The sequence below is a fragment of the Streptomyces sp. NPDC050418 genome (assembly GCF_044458745.1).
Taxonomy (GTDB): domain Bacteria; phylum Actinomycetota; class Actinomycetes; order Streptomycetales; family Streptomycetaceae; genus Streptomyces.
Genome location: NZ_JBITIG010000001.1, coordinates 779,886 through 800,846, shown reverse-complemented (window position 1 = coordinate 800,846; position 20,961 = coordinate 779,886). Strand labels below are relative to the sequence as shown.

Annotated in this window: 17 protein-coding genes and 1 tRNA gene; 15 read left to right on the top strand and 3 right to left on the bottom strand. The window is 70.1% G+C overall.

Features of this window, described 5'->3' with window-relative positions:
• Positions 1 to 38 precede the first annotated feature (38 nt).
• The 5 genes from ACIBI4_RS03625 (at position 39) to ACIBI4_RS03605 (ending at position 5,679) form a co-directional block, all read left to right on the top strand.
• The gene (locus ACIBI4_RS03625) at positions 39 to 1,604 is read left to right on the top strand and encodes an aldehyde dehydrogenase family protein (RefSeq protein ID WP_399201874.1); all 1,566 of its coding nucleotides are present in this window, start codon (positions 39 to 41) and stop codon (positions 1,602 to 1,604) included.
• A 178-nt stretch (positions 1,605 to 1,782) separates the two neighbouring features.
• Positions 1,783 to 1,867 (top strand) — tRNA-Leu (locus ACIBI4_RS03620).
• Positions 1,868 to 2,347: 480 nt separating this feature from the next.
• Complete coding sequence (locus ACIBI4_RS03615) at positions 2,348 to 2,833, top strand: hypothetical protein (RefSeq protein ID WP_399201873.1); 486 nt, start codon at positions 2,348 to 2,350, stop codon at positions 2,831 to 2,833.
• A 483-nt stretch (positions 2,834 to 3,316) separates the two neighbouring features.
• Positions 3,317 to 4,603 carry a phosphatase PAP2 family protein gene (locus tag ACIBI4_RS03610; protein ID WP_399202031.1) on the top strand — a complete coding sequence of 429 codons (1,287 nt, stop codon included), beginning with the start codon at positions 3,317 to 3,319 and terminating at the stop codon, positions 4,601 to 4,603.
• 128 nt (positions 4,604 to 4,731) lie between these two features.
• Complete coding sequence (locus tag ACIBI4_RS03605) at positions 4,732 to 5,679, top strand: LysR family transcriptional regulator (protein WP_399201872.1); 948 nt, start codon at positions 4,732 to 4,734, stop codon at positions 5,677 to 5,679.
• A 24-nt stretch (positions 5,680 to 5,703) separates the two neighbouring features.
• On the opposite strand, the gene ACIBI4_RS03600 is transcribed toward ACIBI4_RS03605, so the two are convergent.
• Positions 5,704 to 7,314 carry a FadD7 family fatty acid--CoA ligase gene (locus ACIBI4_RS03600; protein WP_399201871.1) on the bottom strand — a complete coding sequence of 537 codons (1,611 nt, stop codon included), beginning with the start codon at positions 7,312 to 7,314 and terminating at the stop codon, positions 5,704 to 5,706.
• 237 nt (positions 7,315 to 7,551) lie between these two features.
• Between ACIBI4_RS03600 and oxc the strand changes: the two genes are divergently transcribed.
• The 10 genes from oxc to ACIBI4_RS03550 all read left to right on the top strand — a co-directional run bounded on the left by oxc (position 7,552) and on the right by ACIBI4_RS03550 (position 19,860).
• Positions 7,552 to 9,300 carry an oxalyl-CoA decarboxylase gene (oxc, locus tag ACIBI4_RS03595; RefSeq protein WP_399201870.1) on the top strand — a complete coding sequence of 583 codons (1,749 nt, stop codon included), beginning with the start codon at positions 7,552 to 7,554 and terminating at the stop codon, positions 9,298 to 9,300.
• 203 nt (positions 9,301 to 9,503) lie between these two features.
• On the top strand, positions 9,504 to 10,355 hold the full coding sequence (locus tag ACIBI4_RS03590; RefSeq protein ID WP_399201869.1) for an ROK family protein: 852 nt from the start codon (positions 9,504 to 9,506) through the stop codon (positions 10,353 to 10,355).
• A 22-nt stretch (positions 10,356 to 10,377) separates the two neighbouring features.
• Entirely contained in the window at positions 10,378 to 12,066 is a 1,689-nt protein-coding gene (locus tag ACIBI4_RS03585; RefSeq protein WP_399201868.1) for an ABC transporter substrate-binding protein, read from the top strand.
• 10 nt (positions 12,067 to 12,076) lie between these two features.
• Positions 12,077 to 13,066 carry an ABC transporter permease gene (locus ACIBI4_RS03580; protein ID WP_399201867.1) on the top strand — a complete coding sequence of 330 codons (990 nt, stop codon included), beginning with the start codon at positions 12,077 to 12,079 and terminating at the stop codon, positions 13,064 to 13,066.
• Positions 13,067 to 13,068: 2 nt separating this feature from the next.
• Positions 13,069 to 14,001 (top strand): ABC transporter permease, encoded by a 933-nt coding sequence (locus ACIBI4_RS03575; protein WP_399201866.1) that lies wholly within the window; start codon positions 13,069 to 13,071, stop codon positions 13,999 to 14,001.
• Positions 13,994 to 14,983, top strand: a complete 990-nt coding sequence (locus tag ACIBI4_RS03570) for an ABC transporter ATP-binding protein (RefSeq protein ID WP_399201865.1) — start codon at positions 13,994 to 13,996, stop codon at positions 14,981 to 14,983. Before ACIBI4_RS03575 ends, ACIBI4_RS03570 begins: the two co-directional genes overlap by 8 nt.
• Complete coding sequence (locus ACIBI4_RS03565; protein WP_399201864.1) at positions 14,980 to 15,966, top strand: ABC transporter ATP-binding protein; 987 nt, start codon at positions 14,980 to 14,982, stop codon at positions 15,964 to 15,966. The genes ACIBI4_RS03570 and ACIBI4_RS03565 overlap by 4 nt, the downstream gene beginning before the upstream one ends.
• Positions 15,963 to 17,177: an ROK family protein gene (locus tag ACIBI4_RS03560; protein ID WP_399201863.1), complete on the top strand. Its 1,215-nt coding sequence runs from the start codon at positions 15,963 to 15,965 to the stop codon at positions 17,175 to 17,177. Before ACIBI4_RS03565 ends, ACIBI4_RS03560 begins: the two co-directional genes overlap by 4 nt.
• A gap of 218 nt (positions 17,178 to 17,395) precedes the next feature.
• Positions 17,396 to 19,195: a CocE/NonD family hydrolase gene (locus tag ACIBI4_RS03555; RefSeq protein WP_399202030.1), complete on the top strand. Its 1,800-nt coding sequence runs from the start codon at positions 17,396 to 17,398 to the stop codon at positions 19,193 to 19,195.
• A 62-nt stretch (positions 19,196 to 19,257) separates the two neighbouring features.
• Positions 19,258 to 19,860: a GNAT family N-acetyltransferase gene (locus tag ACIBI4_RS03550; protein ID WP_399201862.1), complete on the top strand. Its 603-nt coding sequence runs from the start codon at positions 19,258 to 19,260 to the stop codon at positions 19,858 to 19,860.
• Here ACIBI4_RS03550 and ACIBI4_RS03545 read toward each other — a convergent pair.
• Entirely contained in the window at positions 19,812 to 20,423 is a 612-nt protein-coding gene (locus tag ACIBI4_RS03545; protein ID WP_399201861.1) for a hypothetical protein, read from the bottom strand. The two genes, ACIBI4_RS03550 and ACIBI4_RS03545, sit on opposite strands and share 49 nt — an antisense overlap.
• Positions 20,424 to 20,447: 24 nt before the next feature.
• Entirely contained in the window at positions 20,448 to 20,924 is a 477-nt protein-coding gene (locus tag ACIBI4_RS03540; protein WP_399201860.1) for an HAD domain-containing protein, read from the bottom strand.
• Positions 20,925 to 20,961: the final 37 nt, after the last annotated feature.

The window sequence follows — 20,961 nt, the reverse complement described above, 5'->3', positions numbered from 1 at the left end:
CCCCCGCCCCGACTGTGCACCGTGAGCGGAGACCCTTCATGGCAACGTCCCTCAACACCACTCCCACCACCACCCTCACCCTCAAGCCCGGAACCTCGTGGAGCGACGCCTGGCAGCGCTGCCGGACCGTCGCCCCCGAGGCCTTCGAGGCCGACCGTGTCCGCAATCTGTGGAACGGCACCTGGCACGCCGACGGCCGCGCGCTGCCGGCCACCAGCCCCATCGACGGCAGCCCCATCGCGGGCCCGCCCCGCCTCGACTCCGAGGCTGCGCAGGCCGCGGTCCGCGCCTCGCTCGACCAGCACCGCGCCTGGCGGCATGTCCCGCTGGACGAGCGGCGCGCGAAGGTGGCCGCGACCCTCGACGCGCTCACCGAACACCGCGAGCTGCTCGCCCTGTTGCTGGTCTGGGAGATCGGCAAGCCCTGGCGCCTGGCCCAGGCCGACGTCGACCGTGCGATCGACGGCGTGCGCTGGTACGTGGACAACATCGAGCCGATGCTGGAGGACCGCGGACCGCTCGACGGCCCGGTGTCCAACATCGCCAGCTGGAACTACCCGATGTCGGTCCTGGTCCACGCGATGCTGGTGCAGGCACTCGCCGGCAACGCCGTGATCGCCAAGACCCCCACCGACGGCGGCGTCGCCTGCCTCACCCTGGCCTGCGCGCTCGCCCACCGCGAGGGCATCCCCGTCACCCTCGTCTCCGGCAGCGGCGGTGAGCTCTCCGAGGCCCTCGTCCGCTCCCCGGAGATCGGCTGCGTCTCCTTCGTCGGCGGCCGCGACACCGGAGCCGCCGTCGCCACCGCCGTCGCGGACCTCGGCAAGCGCCACAACCTCGAACAGGAGGGACTCAACACCTGGGGCATCTGGAACTTCACGGACTGGCCGTCCCTCTCCGCCGTCATCCCCAAGCTCTTCGACTACGGCAAGCAGCGCTGCACCGCGTACCCGCGCTTCGTCGTCCAGCGTGAACTCTTCGACGACTTCCTCGCGGCGTACCTCCCGGCTGTCCGGAACATCCGCATCGGCCACCCCCTCGCGGTCGCCGACCCGTCCGACGACCTCCCGTCCCTCGACTTCGGCCCGCTGATCAACGCGGCCAAGGCCAAGGAACTGGCCGACCAGGTCGCCGAGGCCATCGACCGCGGCGCCGTCCCCCTCTACCGGGGCTCCCTCGCCGACGGCCACTTCCTCCCCGGTCAGGACACCTCCGCGTACCTGACCCCGGTCACCCTCCTGAACCCGCCGCCCTCCTCCCCGCTCCACCACGCGGAACCGTTCGGCCCGGTCGACACGATCGTCCTGGTCGACACGGAGGCGGAACTGCTCGCCGCGATGAACGCCTCGAACGGCGCGCTCGTCGCCACCCTCTCCACCGACGACAAGGCGACCTACGACCGCCTCGCCCCGCAGATCCGCGCCTTCAAGGTCGGCCACGGCAAGCCTCGCTCCCGCGGTGACCGCGAAGAACTCTTCGGTGGCTTCGGCGCCTCCTGGCGCGGCGCTTTCGTCGGCGGAGAGCTCCTGGTCCGCTCGGTCACCCAGGGCCCGGCAGGCGAACGCATCCCGGGCAACTTCCCCGACTACCACCTGATGCCCTGACCCCCACACCTCCCGTTTCTCACCCTGGGTGACCGACCGGCTGCGCAGGGCTGCGCATGGCCCCGCCGCCCTGCGCAGCCCTCACCGGCACCCGTATATGCAGGTGAAAGGCGCTCCGAAACCTTGGTATTGTTGTCCATGTCGCCGCGGGGAACACCCCGCGACCGGCAGACACCTTGTCCGGGTGGCGGAATGGCAGACGCGCTAGCTTGAGGTGCTAGTGCCCTTTATCGGGCGTGGGGGTTCAAGTCCCCCCTCGGACACAGATGGGACGTTCGCGAGATCATCCCGAAGCGTTCACGAAGTGCCGGTGAGTCATGAGACTCACCGGCACTTCGTCGTTTCTGAGGCCTCGCGCCTCGTGATCGGCTCGATGAGGGGGTGAGGCGGTGCCGTCCAGGTACTGCGCCTCTCACCTGGAGCGCGGCGGAGGCTCGACCTGCTCTGTCGGAAGCGGTCGCGCCTGGGGCGGTCATCGCGCCTGCCCGCCACAGGGCAGTCAGGGCGCCAGTCACAACACAGTGCTCGGGCACAGTTATTGCCCACTACGCCGGAGTTCGGTGCCAGCATCATGCAGTCGGACGCCGCCGATCACGGCGGCTACTGGGACCCCAACTCCCTCAGCCTGAAGAATCAAGCCGCAGTGATCGTCGGCGAACCCGATGAGGTGAAGCTCGATTAACCGCAGTTCAGTAGCCGCCCTGACAGCAGCGTTCACCCTCACCCTCACAGGATGCAGCAGCATGCTCGGAACAGGCGATGACCTCGACTACACGCCTGAGGTCAAGAGCACCAAGGTCGTCCTCAAGGAGACCGGTGACCTCTCCAGCCGGATCCTCGACACCATAGGTCTGCGCGGCAGGACCGGTGGATCGGGTCCCGCGGTGCACCAATGCACGGGTATGGACTTCGACAAGTTCTACCGCGTCAACCATCCCTGGAGCTTTCTGGGCGTTCCGGTGCCGAAGATGCAGGAGGCCATGCGGCGGCTCAAGCGTGAACTGCCCGAGCAGGGCTGGGAGATCGTCAGCTACGGACCGGACAGCAGCAAGGCCAAGAGCCTGGAGCTGATGGCCAACCACACGAAGAAGAGATTCTCCCTGAGCATCACGCTGCAGGACCGGCGCGGCCGCAGCGAGAACCCCTCCCAGATGGAGGTGACGGTAGCCTCCGCCTGCAATCAGGTGCCCAAGGGCGAAAAGGTCTCGGACTGGTTTCGCCCGGAGTAGGGGCACTCCGGCTGATCCAACTGATCTGCCGGAACAGTCGCGCCGTCCTGGCCGGCCGTGCAGCCGATGTGGCGCGTAATGGTGCAGAGGCTCTCCCCACGGTTTCGCCCACCCCACAAGGATCTGGTAGTTCATCGGGGAGACGGCGATCGTTCATCGGGGGGACAGGGATCAGGACGGAGTACGGAGACGGGTGCCGCGCGATGTGGCACGGAAGGCGGATCCGGGTGTGAGCCCGTGTCACGGGGGTCGGCTCACGGCACAGGCGCTTCACAGGTGTGAGGCGAGCTCCGTTAGCATGTTCGATCCGTCACGATTTCTTGCACCGTCAGCTCGCAGGGAAGCAACGCCGACGAGGACAGCCGTCGACCATCCAGCCACTATCCAGAGAACTGGCCAGGGGAATTGATACCGAAAACGGCAAAGGAGCCGTCGCTCAGCACGCGCCGCCCGCGGGAGGCCGCCCTGTGGCGGCCGAAGACCCTGTTGTGGGGTGCGGCCGCCGTCATCGCCCTCGGCTTCGTGATCGGTCTGGAAGTCACCGCCCGCCGCTACGGCGTGCCCGGTCCCCTCACCCAGCAGGCCCGTGAGCTGATCTTCGCGCCCGCCTCCGGGCCGCTCCTGTACGCCGCCATGGCGCTGATGATGGTGGTCCTCACCAAGCGCGAGCGCTACGTCGCGCTGGGTGCGGCCGTCGCGATCGACCTCGCTTTCTGGGCGGTGCGCTGGGCGCTGGGTGCGCAGATGAACTTCGGCAACGGGGCGCTGTGGGTGATGGTCGGAGTCACCGTCTTCGCCTTCACGCGCCGCGCCGGCCCGGAGCGGTTGCTGCTGCTCAAGGGGGTCGGGCTCGGCCTCCTGCTGGTCGCGGGACGCAAGACCGGGGACGCCTGGCTGCTGATCACGTCCAAGACCAAGCCCACCGTCCTCGACCCGTATCTCGCCACCGCCGATCACGCGCTCGGCAATCCCTCGTGGGTGGCGGGACGGGTCCTCGAAGCCGTCGGTCCTGTCGGCTCGCATGTGCTCGACTGGGTCTACGTGCAGCTCGCCGTGGCCGCCGTGGTCATTTCGCTGTACCAGCTGCGGAACGTGTCGGCGGCTCGCAGGTTCCCGCGCCACCACCTCGTACGCACGTTCCTGCTGATAGGGCTGCTCGGCCCCGGCATCTACATGCTCTTCCCGGTCGTCGGACCCGTCTTCGCGTACGGGGTCGACGGCGGGATCTGGGCGGCCGGGCAGCTGTGGCCGGACACGCCGGTGAAGCTGACGGCGCCGCAGCCGATCATGTTCGACCAGATCACGCCACGGAACTGCATGCCCAGCCTGCACACCGCATGGGCCACCGCGCTGTTCCTCCACTCCCGGCAGGGTCCGCGCTGGCTGCGTTTCGCCGGCACCTTCTGGCTGGTGGCCACGCTGTGCGCGACCCTCGGGTTCGGGTACCACTACGGCGTCGACCTGGTCTCGGGCGTCGTCTTCGTGCTGACGATCGAGGCCTTCCTGCGCGCCCAGGCGCACGGCTGGGACCGCCCGGCGCTGCGGCTCGCCGCGTACGGCGCGGTGGTCTTCACGGGGCTGCTCTTCATGTACCGCTTCCGTGCGGTGGCGATGTCCCAGTACCCGGCCCTGTTCGGTCTGCTCATCCTCACCGCGATGGGGTCGGTGATCTACGGGTACGTGCGGGTCGGCAAGCGGTGGGAGTCGGCGACGCTGCCGGCGCAGCGGCGGCCCGTGGCCTCGCAGCCGAAGGCGGCGGCGGTTCCGTAGCGCGGACGCGAGTGCGGGTCCGCGCGAGGAGTGGGAATCGGGATGCCGTCTACTGTATGCAATCCGTGATCGCTTCTGTAGCGTAGCCGTGGGGTCACCCCGCGGATGCCGCGGAGGGAGGGGTTGCCGTGCTCTTTCGTCAGCTGGAGTACTTCGTGGCGGTCGCCCGCGAGCGGCATTTCGCCCGCGCGGCCGAGTCCTGCTTCGTCTCGCAGCCCGCGCTCTCGGCCGCGATCGCCAAGCTGGAGCGCGAACTCAACGTCACGCTCATCAACCGCGGCCACACCTACGAAGGCCTGACGCCCGAGGGGGAGCGGCTCGTCGTCTGGGCCAAGCGGATCCTCGCCGAGCAGGAGGCCTTCAAGGCCGAGGTCGCGGCCGTGCAGTCCGGCATCACGGGCACCCTGCGACTGGGCACCGAGCCCACCGCCTCGACGACGCTCGCGCTGCCCGTCGGTGCGTTCTGCTCGGCGCATCCGCTGGCCAAGGTGCAGGTGCGTTCGCGGCTCGCGACGAAGGAGCTGCTGCGCCAGCTCAGGGAGTTCGAGCTGGACGCGGTGATCGGGTACTTCGGGGCCGATGACCAGGAAGGGCTGCAGGTCGTGCCGCTCTACGAGGAGCGGTACATGGTGGTCTCCGGGGAGCAGCTGCTTCCGCAGGCCGCGACGATGACCTGGTCCGAGGCGGCGCAGCTGCCGCTCGCCCTGCTCACCCCCGACATGCGCATCCGCCAGCTCATCGACGACGTCCTCACGCAGGGCGGCCTGGTCGCCACCCCGCAGGTCGAGACCGACTCGATCGCGTCCCTGTACGCGCACGTCGGCGTGGGGGAGTGGGCCAGCATCGTGCCGCACTCCTGGCTGCGCGCGATGCCGGTGATCGGGCGGACGCGGGCGGTGCGCCTGGTGGAGCCGGACGCACGCGCGCAGGTGTCGGTGGCGATCCACGCGGCCACGCCGGGGTCGGTGGCGGCGCGGGCGTTCGTATCCGCGGCGACGGGGCTCGCGCTCGGTGAGTTCTTCTCGGAACCGGTGCCGGGCGGCGGCGGGGACCGGGTGCGGTCCGCGGTGGCATGACCTGCGGCGGCAGATCCGTTCGCCTCAGGAACCACTGCCGAACCGCGCACCGATCGCCTGCCGGTCGAGCCCACCCTGCGCCGTATGCGGCAGCGTGTCCACGATCTCCACGCGGTCCGGCACACCCGTGACGGCCAGACGCCCGCGGCAGTAGCGCAGGATCTGCTCCGTCCCGAGGTACTCACCGTCCCGTACGACCACCGCCGCACCGACCCGCTGCCCCAGCTCCTCGTCCGGCAGTCCGAAGACGGCCGCTTCGTGCACGCCCGGGCAGCCCGCCAGGATGTCCTCCACGTACTCAGGGGAGACACGGCGGCCGCCGCGGTGGATCAGGTTCTTGATGCGGCCGGAGAGGAACAGATAGCCGTCCTCGTCGAGGCGGCCCAGGTCGCCCGTGCGCAGCCAGCCCTCGCGGAAGCCGCGGGCCGTCGCCTCGGGATCGGCCAGGTACCCGCGGGCGACGGACGCGCCACGCACCCACACCTCACCCTCCGCGCCGACGGGACACGCCCGCCCGGCCGCGTCCGCGATCCGCAGCTCGACGCCTGTGGGCCGCCCCGCCGAGGCGTGCTTGAGGAAGCCGTACTGCGGCAGCGGCTCGCTGGTGAGCTGGTGCGTGGCTTCCGTCATGGCGTACGCGGTCAGGAGCGGGGCGCCGAAGGTGCGTTCCAGGGCGCGCTGGGTCGCCGTGTTGAGAGGTGCGCTGGAGCTCCGGACGAACTTGAGCGGCGCGGCCTGCGGGCCCGGATAGTCCAGCTCGGAGCGCTCCAGGAGGAGTTCATGGACGGCCGGGACCGCCGTGAACCAGGTCGCCGCCACCGCTCGTACGTCGTCCCAGAACGCCGCCGCCGAGAAGCGCCCGCCGTCCGGGAGCAGGACACAGCCGCCGCTCGCGAGCGAGGCGAGCAGCGTCGCGAACAGGCCGTGGCTGTGGAAGAACGGCATGACCGCGACCGTCGCGTCCCCCGGACCCAGTTCGTACGTGCCGCAGATCCCGCGGATCGCGGCACTGACGTGCGCGCCGGTGAGCGGCACCATCTTGGCGCGGTCGCTGGTGCCGACGGTGAAGAGGACGAGGGCGTCCGCGGGGTCGGTGACCACCGGGTGTGCCTCGGGCCGTGTGCCCGCCGCGAGATGCACGGTCGTACGGGAGGCATCGACCGTCAGCGTCCATGCACCAGGCGGCAGCTCGGCCTCGGTTCCCGCGGACACGACGACCGCCGCAGCCCCCAACCCCGCCACCCGCTCCTTGAGTTGACCGCCCGCGCAGCCCGGATCGACCGGCGCCACCACGAGTCCGGCCCGCGCCGCGCCCAGGAGCCCGACCACGAACTCCACGGTGTTGGCGCCGACGAGGGCCAGGGTGTCGCCCGGACGCAGGCCGGCTTCCCGGAACGCGGCCGCCAACTCGTCGGCCAGGGCGGAGAGTTCCGCGTACGAGAGCCTGATCCGGTCGGCCGTCACGACCAGTGCCGTGGCCGAGGGCCGCTCCCGTACCGGACGGTCCAGTACGTCCGCGAGGCCCGTGAGCGCCGGCGGACGGTACAGCGAGACGCCCCGCGCGGCCGCCGCGGTCGACATGACCATCGCCACCACCCCTTCGTACGGGACACGGGCAGCACGGAAAGCCGCCACTCAGCGAGCGTGCGCGGCCCTGCGCCGCACGTCCAATACGCGCTGGCGACCAGCCGATAGCGGCCGCTTATCAACCGTGGCGAACCCCCAGGTCGGGGCCGTGCGGTGAACGCTCGATAGACGCCGTTTATCGGCTGGTCGCCAACAGGTCTTGGACGGCCGCGAGCGGGGTGCGCAAGGTGAGACCAGTAGCCGTACGCACCACGAGGCATCACCGCCCAAGGAGGAGCTCGGACCATGACCGAAACTGCTGCTGCCACCGACACCGCGGCGAGCGACGAAGCCGAGGTCGAGCTCACCGACGGCTATCACCTCGTCGTCGACGCGCTCAAACTCAACGACGTTGAGACGATCTACGGTGTCGTGGGCATCCCGATCACGGACCTCGCCCGCCTCGCGCAGGCCGAGGGCATCCGCTATGTGGGCTTCCGGCACGAGTCCAATGCCGGGCACGCCGCGGCGATAGCGGGCTATCTGACCAAGAAGCCCGGTATCGCGCTGACCGTCTCCGCGCCCGGCTTCCTCAACGGGCTGGTGGCGCTCGCCAACGCCACCACCAACTGCTTCCCGATGGTGCAGATCTCGGGCTCCAGCGAGCGCCACCTCGTCGACCTCAAGCAGGGCGACTACGAGGAGATGGACCAGCTCGCCGCCGCGCAGCCCTTCGTGAAGGCCGCCTACCGCGTCAGCCGCGTCGAGGACATCGGCCGCGGTATCGCCCGCGCCCTGCGCACCGCGATCTCCGGGCGGCCCGGCGGTGTCTACCTCGACATCCCGGCCGCCGTCCTCGGCTCGATCATGCCCGCCGCCGAAGGCGCGCGGACGCTCAGCAAACTGGTCGACCCCGCGCCGCGCGCGCTGCCCGCGCCCGAGGCCGTCGACCGGGCGATCGAGCTCCTCGCCTCCGCGGAGCGGCCCCTCGTCGTGCTCGGCAAGGGCGCCGCGTACGCCCAGACCGACGACAAGATCAAGGAGTTCATCGAGTCGACGGGCATCCCGTACGTCCCGATGTCCATGGCCAAGGGCCTGCTGCCGGACGGCCACCCGCAGTCCGCGGCCGCCGCCCGTTCGCTGGCCCTGAAGCGGGCCGATGTCGTGGTGCTGATGGGCGCGCGGCTCAACTGGCTCCTGAACCACGGCGAGCGGGGCTGGAACCCGGACGCCAAGTTCATCCAGATCGACATCGAGCCCAAGGAGATGGACTCCAACCAGCCCATCGCCGCACCGCTCGTCGGCGACATCGAGTCCGTGCTCGACGCGCTCGCCGAGCGCACCAAGCCCGGCCAGATCGCCGCACCGACGGCCTGGAAGGACGAACTCGGCGCGAAGAAGGCCGACAACGCCGCCAAGATGGCGAAGCGACTGGAGGCCGACCCGCATCCGATGGCGTTCATGAACGCCCTCAAGGCCGTACGTGACGTGCTGCGCGAGCGGCCCGAGGTGTATCTGGTGAACGAGGGCGCCAACGCGCTCGACATCACCCGCAACGTCATCGACATGAACGTGCCGCGCCACCGTCTCGACAGCGGTACGTGGGGCGTCATGGGCATCGGCATGGGGTACGCCATCGCCGCCGCCGTCGAGTCGGGGCAGCCCGTCGTCGCGGTCGAGGGCGACAGCGCCTTCGGGTTCAGCGGGATGGATCTGGAGACGATCTGCCGCTACCGGCTTCCGGTCGTCACCGTCATCATGAACAACGGCGGTGTCTACAAGGGCGACGAGGCCTCCGGCGGCGGGTCCGCCGACCCGTCCCCGACCACGCTGATGAGCGCGGCCCGCCACGACCTGATGATCGAGGCGTTCGGCGGCAAGGGCTACCGCGCCACCACACCCGCCGAGATCACCGCCGCGCTCACCGAGGCGCTGGCCTCCGGCGGACCCGCGCTGATCGACTGCGTGATCGACCCGTCGGCCGGCACCGAGAGCGGCCACATCGCGCACCTCAACCCGAAGGGGCTCGGCAACTTCGGAGGCGGCAAGAAGTAGCTCCACGGCGGCGGCTGCACCGTCGGGCCGGGCTCTTCCCCTACGGGGAGGGGTCCGGCCCTGCTGTTGTCGCGCGCCGCAGCCGGGCGCGAGCTTTCGGCTCCCGAGGGCTTACGGCCTGCCCCCAACCCTCGTATAGTTAACTAACTTTACAGACGCAGCTGCACACTTACCGGCACCTCCCATCGCGTGAGGAGCTCCAAGTGAACGAGCCTGCTCCGTCATCACCCGTCGTCCTCGCCCCTGTCGTCCTCGCCCTCGATATCGGCGGTACGAAAACAGCCCTGACCGTCGCCGGACTCGACGGCGTACGGCACGCGGACCACGTCCTCGCGACGCCCGCCGACCAAGGCGCGCACGCCGGGCTCAAGAACGCCGTCGACGCAGCACGAGAGCTCCTCGGTGGGCGCGAACCCGTCGCCGTGGGCGTCGCCACCATCGGCATCCCCGGCGAGGACGGTGTGGCGCTCGCGCCGAACATTCCCGGCTGGGAGCAGCTCGCCCTCAGGCGCGAACTGGCCCTGGCCTTCCCGGAGTCGGAGCTGCGGCTCGTCAACGACGTGAAGGCGGCGGCCCGCCACGAGTACGACCACGGCAGCCTCGCGGGCGCCGACCCCGGGCTCTACGTGAACCTCGGGACCGGGCTCGCCGTGGCGCTCATCGTCGGCGGCACGGTGCTCGCCGGGAGGAACGGGGCGTCCGGCGAGATCGGGTACAACCTGTGCTCGCCCGCCGACGTCGGCCGGGCGGACCGTATCCCGCTGGAGGCCGTGGTCAGCGGCAAGGCGCACGGCCGACGCCCGCTCGACGAGGGCGAGTTCCTCGCCCAGCTCGCCTTCCATCTCGTCAATCTCACCATCGCCGTCGATCCCGAACGGATCGCCGTCGGCGGAGGCATGGCCCGCTCCTGGGACGCGCTGCACGGTCCGCTGCGCCGCGCCCTGGACGCCGCCGTGCCGTACCCGCCACAGCTCGTGCTCGCCGCGCACCCCCACGAAGCGCCGCTCCTCGGCGCTCTCGCGCTGGCCCTCGAGGCCGCGCACCATCCCGGATGACCTCCCGAAGGGACAGGCAGCCATGAGGCCCACGCGCACCCTCGTCGCCGCTGTCGTCGTCGCGCTCGCATGGACGGCAACGGCCTGTTCGGAGACCAAGCGGAAAGGCGATGACAGCAACCCCACGGAGAGTGCGGGTCCCCGGAAGAAGGGCGGTGAGGTCACCATCGCCAACACCGCGGGACAGACGTGGACGTGCAATTTCAACCCGTTCAATCCCGCGGTCTACAACACGTCCATCGGCTTCGTCTATGAACCCCTCGTCTTCGTGAACGCCCTCAAGGACGCAGCCGAGACCCCGATGCTCGCCAAGAGCTACAAATGGAACGCCGACAAGACACAGATCGACTTCACGATCCGCGACGGCGTGAAATGGAACGACGGAAAGGCGTTCACGGCGAACGACGTCGCCTTCACCTTCAATCTGATGAAGCAGCACAAGGCGATCGACCTGTACGCCCTGTGGACCACGGCAGGGCTCCAGTCGGCGACGGCTTCCGGTGACAAGGTGACGCTGAAGTTCAAGGAGGCGGCCCAGCCGTATTTCTACGCTTTCGCTCATCAGGTCGCGATCGTCCCGGAGCATGTCTTCGGCAAGGGCGCGGCTGCCGACAAGCCCGAGACCTGGGTGGACAAGAAGCCCGTCGGCACCGGCCCGTTCGAGGTCGATCCGTGCTCGCCCAACAACATCCAGTACACCGCCAACCCCGAGTACTGGCAGAAGGGCAAGCCGTACATCCAGAAGGTGCAGTACCCGGCGTATCTCGACAACGCGCCCGCGAATCTCGACCTCGCGAGCGGAAAGGCGCAGTGGGGCAGCCAGTTCATCCCGGGGATCGAGAAGTTCTATCTCGACAAGTCCGAGGACAACCACACCTGGTCCCCGCCCGTCCTGAACGTCGGCATCTACCCGAACCTCGACCCGTCCCGCGAATTCAGCAGCAACAAGAAGGTGCGCCAGGCGATCTCGTACGCCATCGACCGCGAGAAGGTCGCGAAGATCGGCGTCGGCGGGCAGGTGCCCGCGGCGAACCAGTCGGGGATCGTCATCCCGACCTTCGAGAAGTACTTCGACGAAGGAGCCCTGCAGAAAGCCGGATTCGACCGGCCCGATCCGGACCGCGCGAAGAAGCTCCTCGACGAGCTCGGCTACTCGCCGTCGAAGCCGCTGAAGCTCACCATCCTGTCCATCACCGGCTACACCGACTGGGACGCCTCGCTGCGGGTCATCAAACAGGACCTGAAGGCCGTCGGCATCGACCTCACCGTGCAGACACTCGCCCAGCAGACCTTCGTCGGGCGCCTCTACACCGGTGACTACGACTTCGCGTACTACAACCAGCAGACCAGCGGCCCGAGTCCGTACTACGAGCTGCGGCAGATGCTGCACTCGGCGAACACCGCGCCGCTCGGCGAGGACGCCATCTCCAACTTCGAGCGCTACCGCAACCCGAAGGCGGACGCGCTCCTCAACGAGTACGCGGCTGCCGACGAGGCGCGGCAGGCGGAGATCGTCAAGGAGGTCGCGCAGTTCATGCTCGACGACGTGCCGGTGATCCCGGTCGTGTGCGCGGTCGACTGGTACCAGTACAACACCGGGGACATCGCGGGCTGGCCCACCGAGGAGGACCCGTACGCCCAGCCCGCCGCGTACAACTTCCCGGACACCGGACAGGTGCTCACCCGGATCTACTCCAAGTCGGCCCAGTAGGCGGTGGCGTGTGCGGTTCATCCTGCGCCGCCTGGGGTTCTTCGTGCTCACGCTCTGGGCGGCGCTCACCCTGAACTTCTTCATCCCGCGTTTCATGCCGGGCGACCCGGTCGACGCACTGATCGTGCGTACCCGCGGCCGGGTCTCCCGGGAGTCGCTGCAGGACATGCTGACGTCCTTCGGCTTCAAACCGGACACGAACGTGCTGGTCCAGTACCTCGACTACCTGGGCCACATGTTCACCGGCGACTGGGGCCGCTCGATCGGTCAGACCCTCGGCGAACCCGTGACGAGCCTGATCGGCGGCGCCCTGCCGTGGACGCTCGGACTCGTCGGCACCACCACGGTCCTGGCGTTCCTGCTCGGCACCTTCATCGGTACGGTCGCGGGCTGGCGGCGCGGCGGAAAGCTGGACGCGATCCTGCCGCCGGTCTTCGTGGTCACGACCGCGCTGCCGTACTTCTGGGTGGGCCTGCTGCTGATCCTGGTGTTCTCCGAGTGGACCGGCGGGCTGCTGCCGTCCAACTTCAACTACGACACCTCGATCGTCCCCGGCTTCTCACCGGGCTTCGTCACCAGCGTGCTCACCCACGCGATCCTGCCGGCGGCGACGCTGCTGATCACCACGGTCGGCGGCTGGATCCTGACCATGCGCAACAACATGATCACCACGCTGGCCGAGGACTACGTCCGGATGGCCCGCGCGAAGGGGCTCAACCCCCGCCGCATCATGTACGCGTACGCCGCCCGCAACGCCGTCCTGCCGAACCTCGCCGGCTTCGCCATGTCCCTCGGCTTCGTGATCTCGGGGGCGATCCTCATCGAGTACGTCTTCAACTACCCCGGCGTCGGCTATCTGCTCTACAACTCCGTGCAGAACGTCGACTATCCGCTGATGCAGGCCCTGTTCATGCTGTTCACGGTCGCCGTCCTGGTCGCCCTGCTGATCGTGGACATCGCCACCGTGTGGCTGGACCCGCGGGCCCGGGCGAAGGGATGACGATGGCCACCACCACCGCGGTCACCGCACCGCCCGCAGGCCGCTCCCGCGCGAGCGCCGGACGCGCTGGGCTCGCCGGGCTCTGGCGGGCGGTCCGGGGCAACCGCAAGGCGCTCGCCGGGGCGGTGATCCTGCTCCTGTTCACGCTGATCGCCGCGTTCCCCGGCCTGTTCACCTCGGTCGACGACCCGGACGCGCTCGCCTATCCCGCCGGCCTCGACCCGTCCACCGCCCATCTGCTCGGCACCACCAGCCTCGGCCAGGACGTCTACTCCCAACTGATCCACGGCACACGGGAGTCCCTGGTCATCGCTGTTGTGGCGGGCGCGCTCGCGACCGTGCTCTCCGTGCTCGTCGGAGTGTCGGCAGCGTATCTCGGCGGACTCGCGGACGATCTGCTCTCGCTCCTGACGAACGTCGTCCTCGTCATCCCGGCCTTCCCGCTGGTGATCATCCTCGCCAAGTACGCGGGCACCGGCTCCCTCACCGTGATCCTCGCCGTCCTCGTCCTCACCGGATGGTCGTACGGGGCCAACCAACTGCGCGCGCAAGCCCTGTCGTTGCGCAACCGCGAGTTCCTGGAGTCGGCGCGGGCGCGCGGCGAACGGCGCTCGTACATCATCGTGCGGGAAGTCCTGCCGACGATGACCTCGCTGATCGTCGCCACCTTCCTCGGCGCGGCGCTCTACTCGCTGCTCACGGCCGCCGGACTGCAGTTCCTCGGGCTCGGCGACCCCAACTCGCAGAGCTGGGGCACGATGCTCTACTGGGCCCAGAACCAGCAGGCACTCCAGACCGGACTGCCCCTGTGGTCACTCGCCCCCGGTCTCTGCGTCGCCCTTCTGGGCGTGGCGTTCGCCCTGGTCAACTACGCCTTCGACGAGATCGGCAACCCCGCTCTCCGTCCGGTGCGAAGGAGGCGCAAGCGTGTCTGAACCTCTTCTGTCCGTGCGTGATCTCGGCGTCGTCTACGAGACCGGGCGAGGGCCGGTCACCGCGGTCGACGGGGTGGAACTGACAGTGGCCGAAGGTGAGTTCGCGGCCGTCGTCGGCGAGTCCGGCTGCGGCAAGTCCACGCTCCTGTTCGCCCTCGCCGGACTCCTCAACCCGCCCGCCCGCATCACCACGGGCACGGTCCACTTCCGCGGCACCGACCTCGTGACCCTGACCGAGCGCGAGCTCAACGCCCTGCGCTGGCGCGACTACTCCGTCGTCCTGCAGTCCGCCATGAACGCGCTCAACCCCGTGGCCACCCTGGCCATGCAGTTCCGTGACGCGATGGCCGCGCACGGCACGTACACCAAGGACGAGATCCACGGCCGCAGCGTCGAGGTGCTCCGCCTCGTCGGCATCGACCCCGTGCATCTGCGCAGCTACCCGCACCAGCTCTCCGGCGGGATGCGGCAGCGCTCGATGATCGCGATGGCGCTGCTGCTCACCCCCGACCTCGTCATCATGGACGAACCCACCTCGGCGCTCGACGTCGTCGCGCAGCGCTCGCTCATGGTGCAGATCAAGGAACTGCAGCAACTCCTCGGTTTCGCGGTCCTGTTCGTCACCCACGACATGTCCCTGGTCAGCCACTTCTCCGACCAGCTGCTCGTGATGTACGCGGGCCAGATCGTCGAGCAGGGCCCCACCCGCACCGTCTTCGACCACCCCTCGCATCCGTACAGCCGCGGCCTGCTCGAAGCGTTCCCGTCCGTGCGCGGCCCGCGCGTCCCCCTGCGTGGCATCCCCGGCAGTCCGCCCGATCTCGCCCAGCCGCCGCCCGGCTGCCGCTTCCACCCCCGCTGCCCGCTCGCGTACGAGCCGTGCGACACCGTGCAGCCACAGCTGTACGCGGCGGGGGCGGCGCGCTCACGCTGTCTGCTGCACGCGCCGGTCGACGTCGCGGCGCCGGAGGTGACCTCGTGAACGCACCGCTCCTGGAGACCACCGGACTCACCCGGCACTTCAAGGTCGGCACCGGGCTCTCGCGCCGCGTCCTGCACGCCGTCGACGACGTGGACCTGGCCATCGGTGAGCGGGAGATCGTCGCGCTCGTCGGCGAGAGCGGCAGCGGCAAGTCGACCCTTGCCCGCCTGATCGCCCAGGTGCACCGGCCGACCGGCGGCGAAATCCGCTACCGCGGACGGCCGTTGAGCGCTCTGCGCCGCCGCAGGGAAAGGCTCGCCTACCGCGGCGACGTGCCCATGGTCTTCCAGGACCCCTTCGCCTCGCTCAACCCCGCACACCGCGTGGCCCACGGCATCCTTCGCTCCCTGAAGCTGCACCGGCCCGAACTCACCCGTGACCAGCGGCAGGACGAGGCCGAACGCGTCGTCGAGGCGGTCGGTCTCACGCCCGCCGCCGAGGTCCTCACCCGCTTCCCGTACGAACTCTCCGGCGGCCAGCGGCAGCGCATCGGATTCGCCCAGGCGCTCGCGCACCGGCCCAGCCTGATCCTCGCCGACGAACCCGTGTCGATGCTCGACGTCTCCATCCGCATCGGCCTCCTGAACGTCATGGCCGATCTGCGCGCCACGGAAGGTGTCTCGTTCCTCTACATCACCCACGACATCGCCGGCGCCCGCTACCTGTCCGACCGGATCGCCGTCATGTACGGCGGCCATGTCGTCGAGACCGGACCCACCGAGGACCTCCTCGCCCGGCCCCGTCACCCGTACACCCAGCTCCTGCTCTCGGCGGTCCCCGATCCGCGCGCCCCCCTCGACGTGGACGCGGCCACCGCGCGCACCGACCCGCCCGAGGTCATCGACCCCGTGCCGAGCTGCCGCTTCCGTGCCCGCTGCCCCCTCGCGGAGGACGTCTGCCACAGCGTCACCCCACGCCTGAACTCCGTGGCCCCTGGGCACACGGCGGCCTGCCACGTCACCGCACCGGGGACCGCCACGTGACCACCCCGCCCTGGAACCGCACCCGCCTGCGCAGCAACAACGAGTGGCTGCTCCTGGAACGCCTGCGCCTCGAAGGCCCTGCGTCGCGCGCCCAACTGGCCCGCGACAGCGGCCTGTCCAAACCCACCGTCTCCTCGGCCCTCGCGGCCCTGGAACAGGCCGGTCTCGTACGGGAAGCGGGCACCCACGCGCAGAGCCGCGGCCGCGTCGCGGTCCTGTACGAACCCGATCCGCGCGCCGGCCACGTCCTCGGTATCGACATCGGCCGCGCCCGGCTGCGCACCGCGGTGGCCGACCTCTCCGGTGCGATCGTCGCGCGGACGGAGGTCCGCAACCGCGGCCGGGGCGCTCTCACCGTCGCGGACGCGGCCGTCGCCTGCGCCGAACAGACGCTCACCGAAGCCTCGTTGACGCCCTCCGCCATCGTCCACACCGCGGTCGGCACCCCGGGCGTCTTCGACCTCCCGTCCGGCCGCGTCCGCTACGCCGTCAACCTCCCCGGCTGGGGCCGCCCCGGCCTCATCGAGCGGATGCGCGCCCGTCTAGGCACCCCGCTCTCCGCCCACAACGACGCGAACCTGGCGGCGCTCGGCGAGTACACCTTCGGCATCGGCGCGGACAGCCGGCTCTTCGTGTACGTGCTCATCGGCACCGGACTCGGCATGGGCGTCGTCGCCGACGGCGAACTCTTCCTCGGTGCGCACGGAGCAGCGGGCGAGATCGGGTTCCTGCCCATCGAAGGCCCCCTCGACGGACTCCGCCATCTCGACGCCGGCCCGGCGGCGACGGCACCGCGCCGCGGCATGCTGGAGGACGCGGTCTCCGCCGACGCGGTGGTCCGTGTGGCCCGCGCCCTCGGCATGACGGGACCGCTCACCGCGAAACGCGTCTTCGACGCGGCCCGCGCCGGTTCACCGCCGGCGCTCGCCGCGGTCCGCCAGGAGGGCGAAAGCCTTGCCCTCGCGGTCGCGGCGGTCACGGCGGTCCTCGACCCGGACCTGGTCGTGCTCGGCGGCGGCGTGGGCCGGGGCGCCGACCTGTACCTGCCCACGATCACCCGGACCCTCCACCGTCTGACCCCCCTGCGTCCTCGCGTGGAGGCCAGCACCGCGGGCGACGACGCCGTTCTCCTCGGCGCCCTCACCACGGCCCTGCGGGTGGCCCGTCCGCTGGTGTTCGAGCGGCGGAGCGCTCGGCAGCGCGGTGGCTGAGGGTCCGCGCCGCTGAGGGTCCGCGCCGCACCGGCCGAGTGCTGAGGATCCGGTCGGCGCCGTACCAACCGGCAACTCTCACCAAGCCCACCGTGATTCACCAGAACGGTGGAGGTTCCGCGAACACGCCGCACGCTCATTGACCCCGGTACGACCCGCCCCACACGATGACCCCGCACATACCTACCGGTCGGTAAACGCATCCCGTGGAGGTCACCGTGTTCCGCATCGTGCCCGGACGCCGTCCCCAACTCGCCGCCGCCATCGGCACGGTGGCCGCCGCGCTCGCCGCGCCGCTGGCACTCGCCGTACCCGCCTCCGCCACCGGGGCGGCACCCGCGCTCGGGGAGTACACCGTGACAGCGCTGAAGTTCAGCGTGGACACCGGGGAACGGACCTGTGTCGTGGACGCCGACCTGTACCGGCCCACCGGCGTGGACGCACGGCACACGGCGCCCGCCGTGATCACCACCAACGGGTTCGGCGGGAACAAGGCGGACGGCGGCACGGCCGGGGCCGCGAAGGCGTTCGCTCAGCGGGGGTACGTCGGACTGGCGTACTCCGGCCTGGGCTTCGGCAAGTCCGGGTGTCTGATCTCGCTCGACGATCCGCGGATCGACGCCAAGGCCGCGTCCGCGCTCGTGGACTTCCTGGCGGGCAAGCGGGCCGCCGACGACGGCACGAAGGCCGACTTCGTGACGCGGCGGGGTGACGACCCCAAGGTCGGGATGATCGGCGGGTCCTACGGCGGAGCCATCCAGCTTGCGACCGCCGCGGTGGACAAGCGCGTGGACGCGCTCGTGCCGCTGATCACCTGGAACGACCTGGCGTATTCGCTCGATCCGCAGTCCGTGCAGGGAACGTCGGTGCCCGGCGCGTACAAGTGGCAGTGGGCGAACGGGTTCTTCCTGATGGGGGAGGGGCAGCCGCTGCTCGCCCCGTCGCTCGACCCGTCCCGCATCAACAAGCTGGGCTGCCTGCACTTCGTGGACCAGGCCTGCGACACGATCCGGCTGCTGAACTCCGGGCGCTATCCGGCCGGGCGGACGGACGAGCTGCTGGCGTACGCGCGCAGCGTCTCGCCCGTCTCGTACCTGAAGGACGTCAAGGCGCCCACGCTCCTGGTCCAGGGCCAGGCCGACACGCTGTTCAACCTGAACGAGGCCACGGCGACCTACGAGACGCTGCGGCGGCAGGGGACAACGGCCAAGATGATCTGGCAGTCGTGGGGGCACAGCGGCGGGATGACCGACCCGGCGAGCGGTGAACTGAACCTCGGCGCCGGGAACTTGGAGGAGAGCTACGTCGGACAGCGGGTCCTCGCGTGGTTCGAGCGGTATCTGCGGGGCGAGAAGAAGACGGACACCGGGCCGCAGTTCGCGTACTACCGGGACTGGACGGGGGATGCCTCCACGGCCTACGGCACGGCGTCGCGGCCGCCCGCGCCGAGCGACACGTACTACCTCTCCGGGGACGGGAAGCTCGTCGACAACCGCGCCAAGGTCGCGCGGGGCAGCCGTGAGTACCGGAACTGGCTGGTTCCCACCAGTCATTCGGAATCCTCGCTGGCGGGCATCATCGGGCTGCCCGACCCGCAGCCGCACGACACGCGGGGCACCTATCTCGACTGGACCACCGAACCGCTCACCCGCGCGACCGATGTGGTGGGGGCACCGAAGGCGACGCTGAAGGTGGTCTCGCCGAGGACCGAGCGGGTGCAGAACTCCTCGGACCACGCCGACAAGCTGGTGCTCTTCGCCAAGCTGTACGACATCGCGCCGGACGGGAAGAAGACACTCGTGCACCGGCTGGTGGCACCGGTCCGGGTGCCCGACGTGACCCGGCCGTTCACGGTGACGCTGCCCGGGATCGTGCACCGGTACGAGAAGGGCCACCGCATCCAGTTCGTGATCGCGGCGAGCGATGACGCGTACGGGGGCAACCGGGGCGTCAAGCCGGTGACGGTGACGAGCGCGCCGGAGGACACCGGGACGGTGCAACTTCCGGTGGTCCGCTAGGGCAGAGAGCGGCAACGTCGGCCGGTCCGAAAATCATTGGGGCGTCCACGGGTGCGTCGGGCATGATCGCGCCCGTGGAGACCAACCAGGAGACATACCTCACGACCGACCGGCTGGCACTGCGCCGGTTCACCGCGGATGACGCGGACCTGCTGATCGAGCTGGACAGCGATCCGGACGTGATGCGGTATCTGTCCGGCGGGGAGCCGACCGCTCCCGAGGTGGTCCGGGAGCACCAGATGCCGAGGATCCTCGCCGTGTACGAGAAGTGGGGCGGACAGCTGGGTCTGTTCGCCGCCCATGAGCAGGATCTCGACGGTCCGTTCATCGGGTGGTTCATCCTGCGTCCAGCGCCCGAAGGCCCGCGGGAAGAGGTCGAGCTCGGTTACCGCCTGCGCAAGGACGCCTGGGGGAAGGGCTACGGCACCGAAGGGTCGCGGGCCCTGCTGCGCAAGGCGTTCACGGAGCTCGGGGTGCGGATGGTCTGGGCCGAGACGATGACCGTGAACCGCGGCTCGCGCCACATCATGGAGAAGGTCGGGATGACCCTTGCCGAGACCATTCCCGTGCCCGACGACATGACGGACATCGAGGGCCACGAGCACGGCGGTGTGCGCTACGAGATCACCGGGGAGCAGTGGGCGCGCGGGCTGTCGGTGGGGTGAGGCCGAGGCGCGGCGGCGCGCACCTCGCGGCTCGCGGCGCGGTTGCGGGCGATGTTCCGTATCTTCTTCGCGCAGCCGGACGACGCGAGCCGGTCGAGTACGGCCGGTGACATCGACTCCTCGGCCAGGCGGCGCTGCATCCAGTACGTGGCCCGCTCCAGCTCTTCCGGCGCGGGCACGTGGCCGTCCCGGACCGACAGGAACAGCAGCCAGTCCTCGATACGGCGGTGGATGAAGGAGCGGCAGCCGTCGACCGGCAGCCGGTCGATCCCGGGTGCGAGACCGTCGGCCCACTGCCGGAACTCGGCAGGACCGCTCACCTGCCACGCGACCCGGTCCACCAGCGCGACCACCGCCGTCTTCGCCGCCATCGCGTCGGGGTCGCGGGCGAGCGTGGCCACGAGCGCGCGGTCGCCGTCGCGGCGGTGCGAGGCGGCCAGCACGGCGATCACCCGCTGATAGGCGGCGGCCCGGACGCACCCGTCCGCGACGGCCGCGTCGACGTCCTCCGTGACGAGGCCCGCTCTTGCGAACAGGGCGGTCAGATCGGCGTGCAGGCTCATCGCCGCATCCTCGCAGGTGCGGGTCTACGGCGCGGAGGTGACCTCCCGCAGCCACCGCGCCACGGTGGCGAAGTCCGCTTCGGTCAGCCCGAGCCGGGGGTCGACGCGATGCAGGAGGGCCGGGCCCGGATGGGCCGCCGAGACCCAGGTGCGGTCGCGGTCGCGGATCTCGTCGTCGATCCAGACGAAGGGACGTCCCTGCGCCCACGCGACGATCGGCCGCGTCTTCCAGTGCAGTACGCCGGCCAAGTCGCCCTCGTCCTGCCAGGCGAGGACCGGCAGACGCGGGAGTCCCAGCCGGGGAGCGACCTCGGTGTTGGCGTCCTCGCCCCACGTCGTCGCCCAGACCACATCACAGTGCAACGCGAGGAGTTGAGGTCCCACGGCAGGGTTGACCCTGCCGAGGAGCGGGTTGCCGGGTGAGGGCGCGTACGTCGGATGGTCCATGCCGCCGAACGGGATGAGCGGTCCGTCGACGTCGAGGAAGAGCAAGGGGAGCACCCAAGCAGCGTAGGCCCGTCGCCGCCGTGCGTACCGG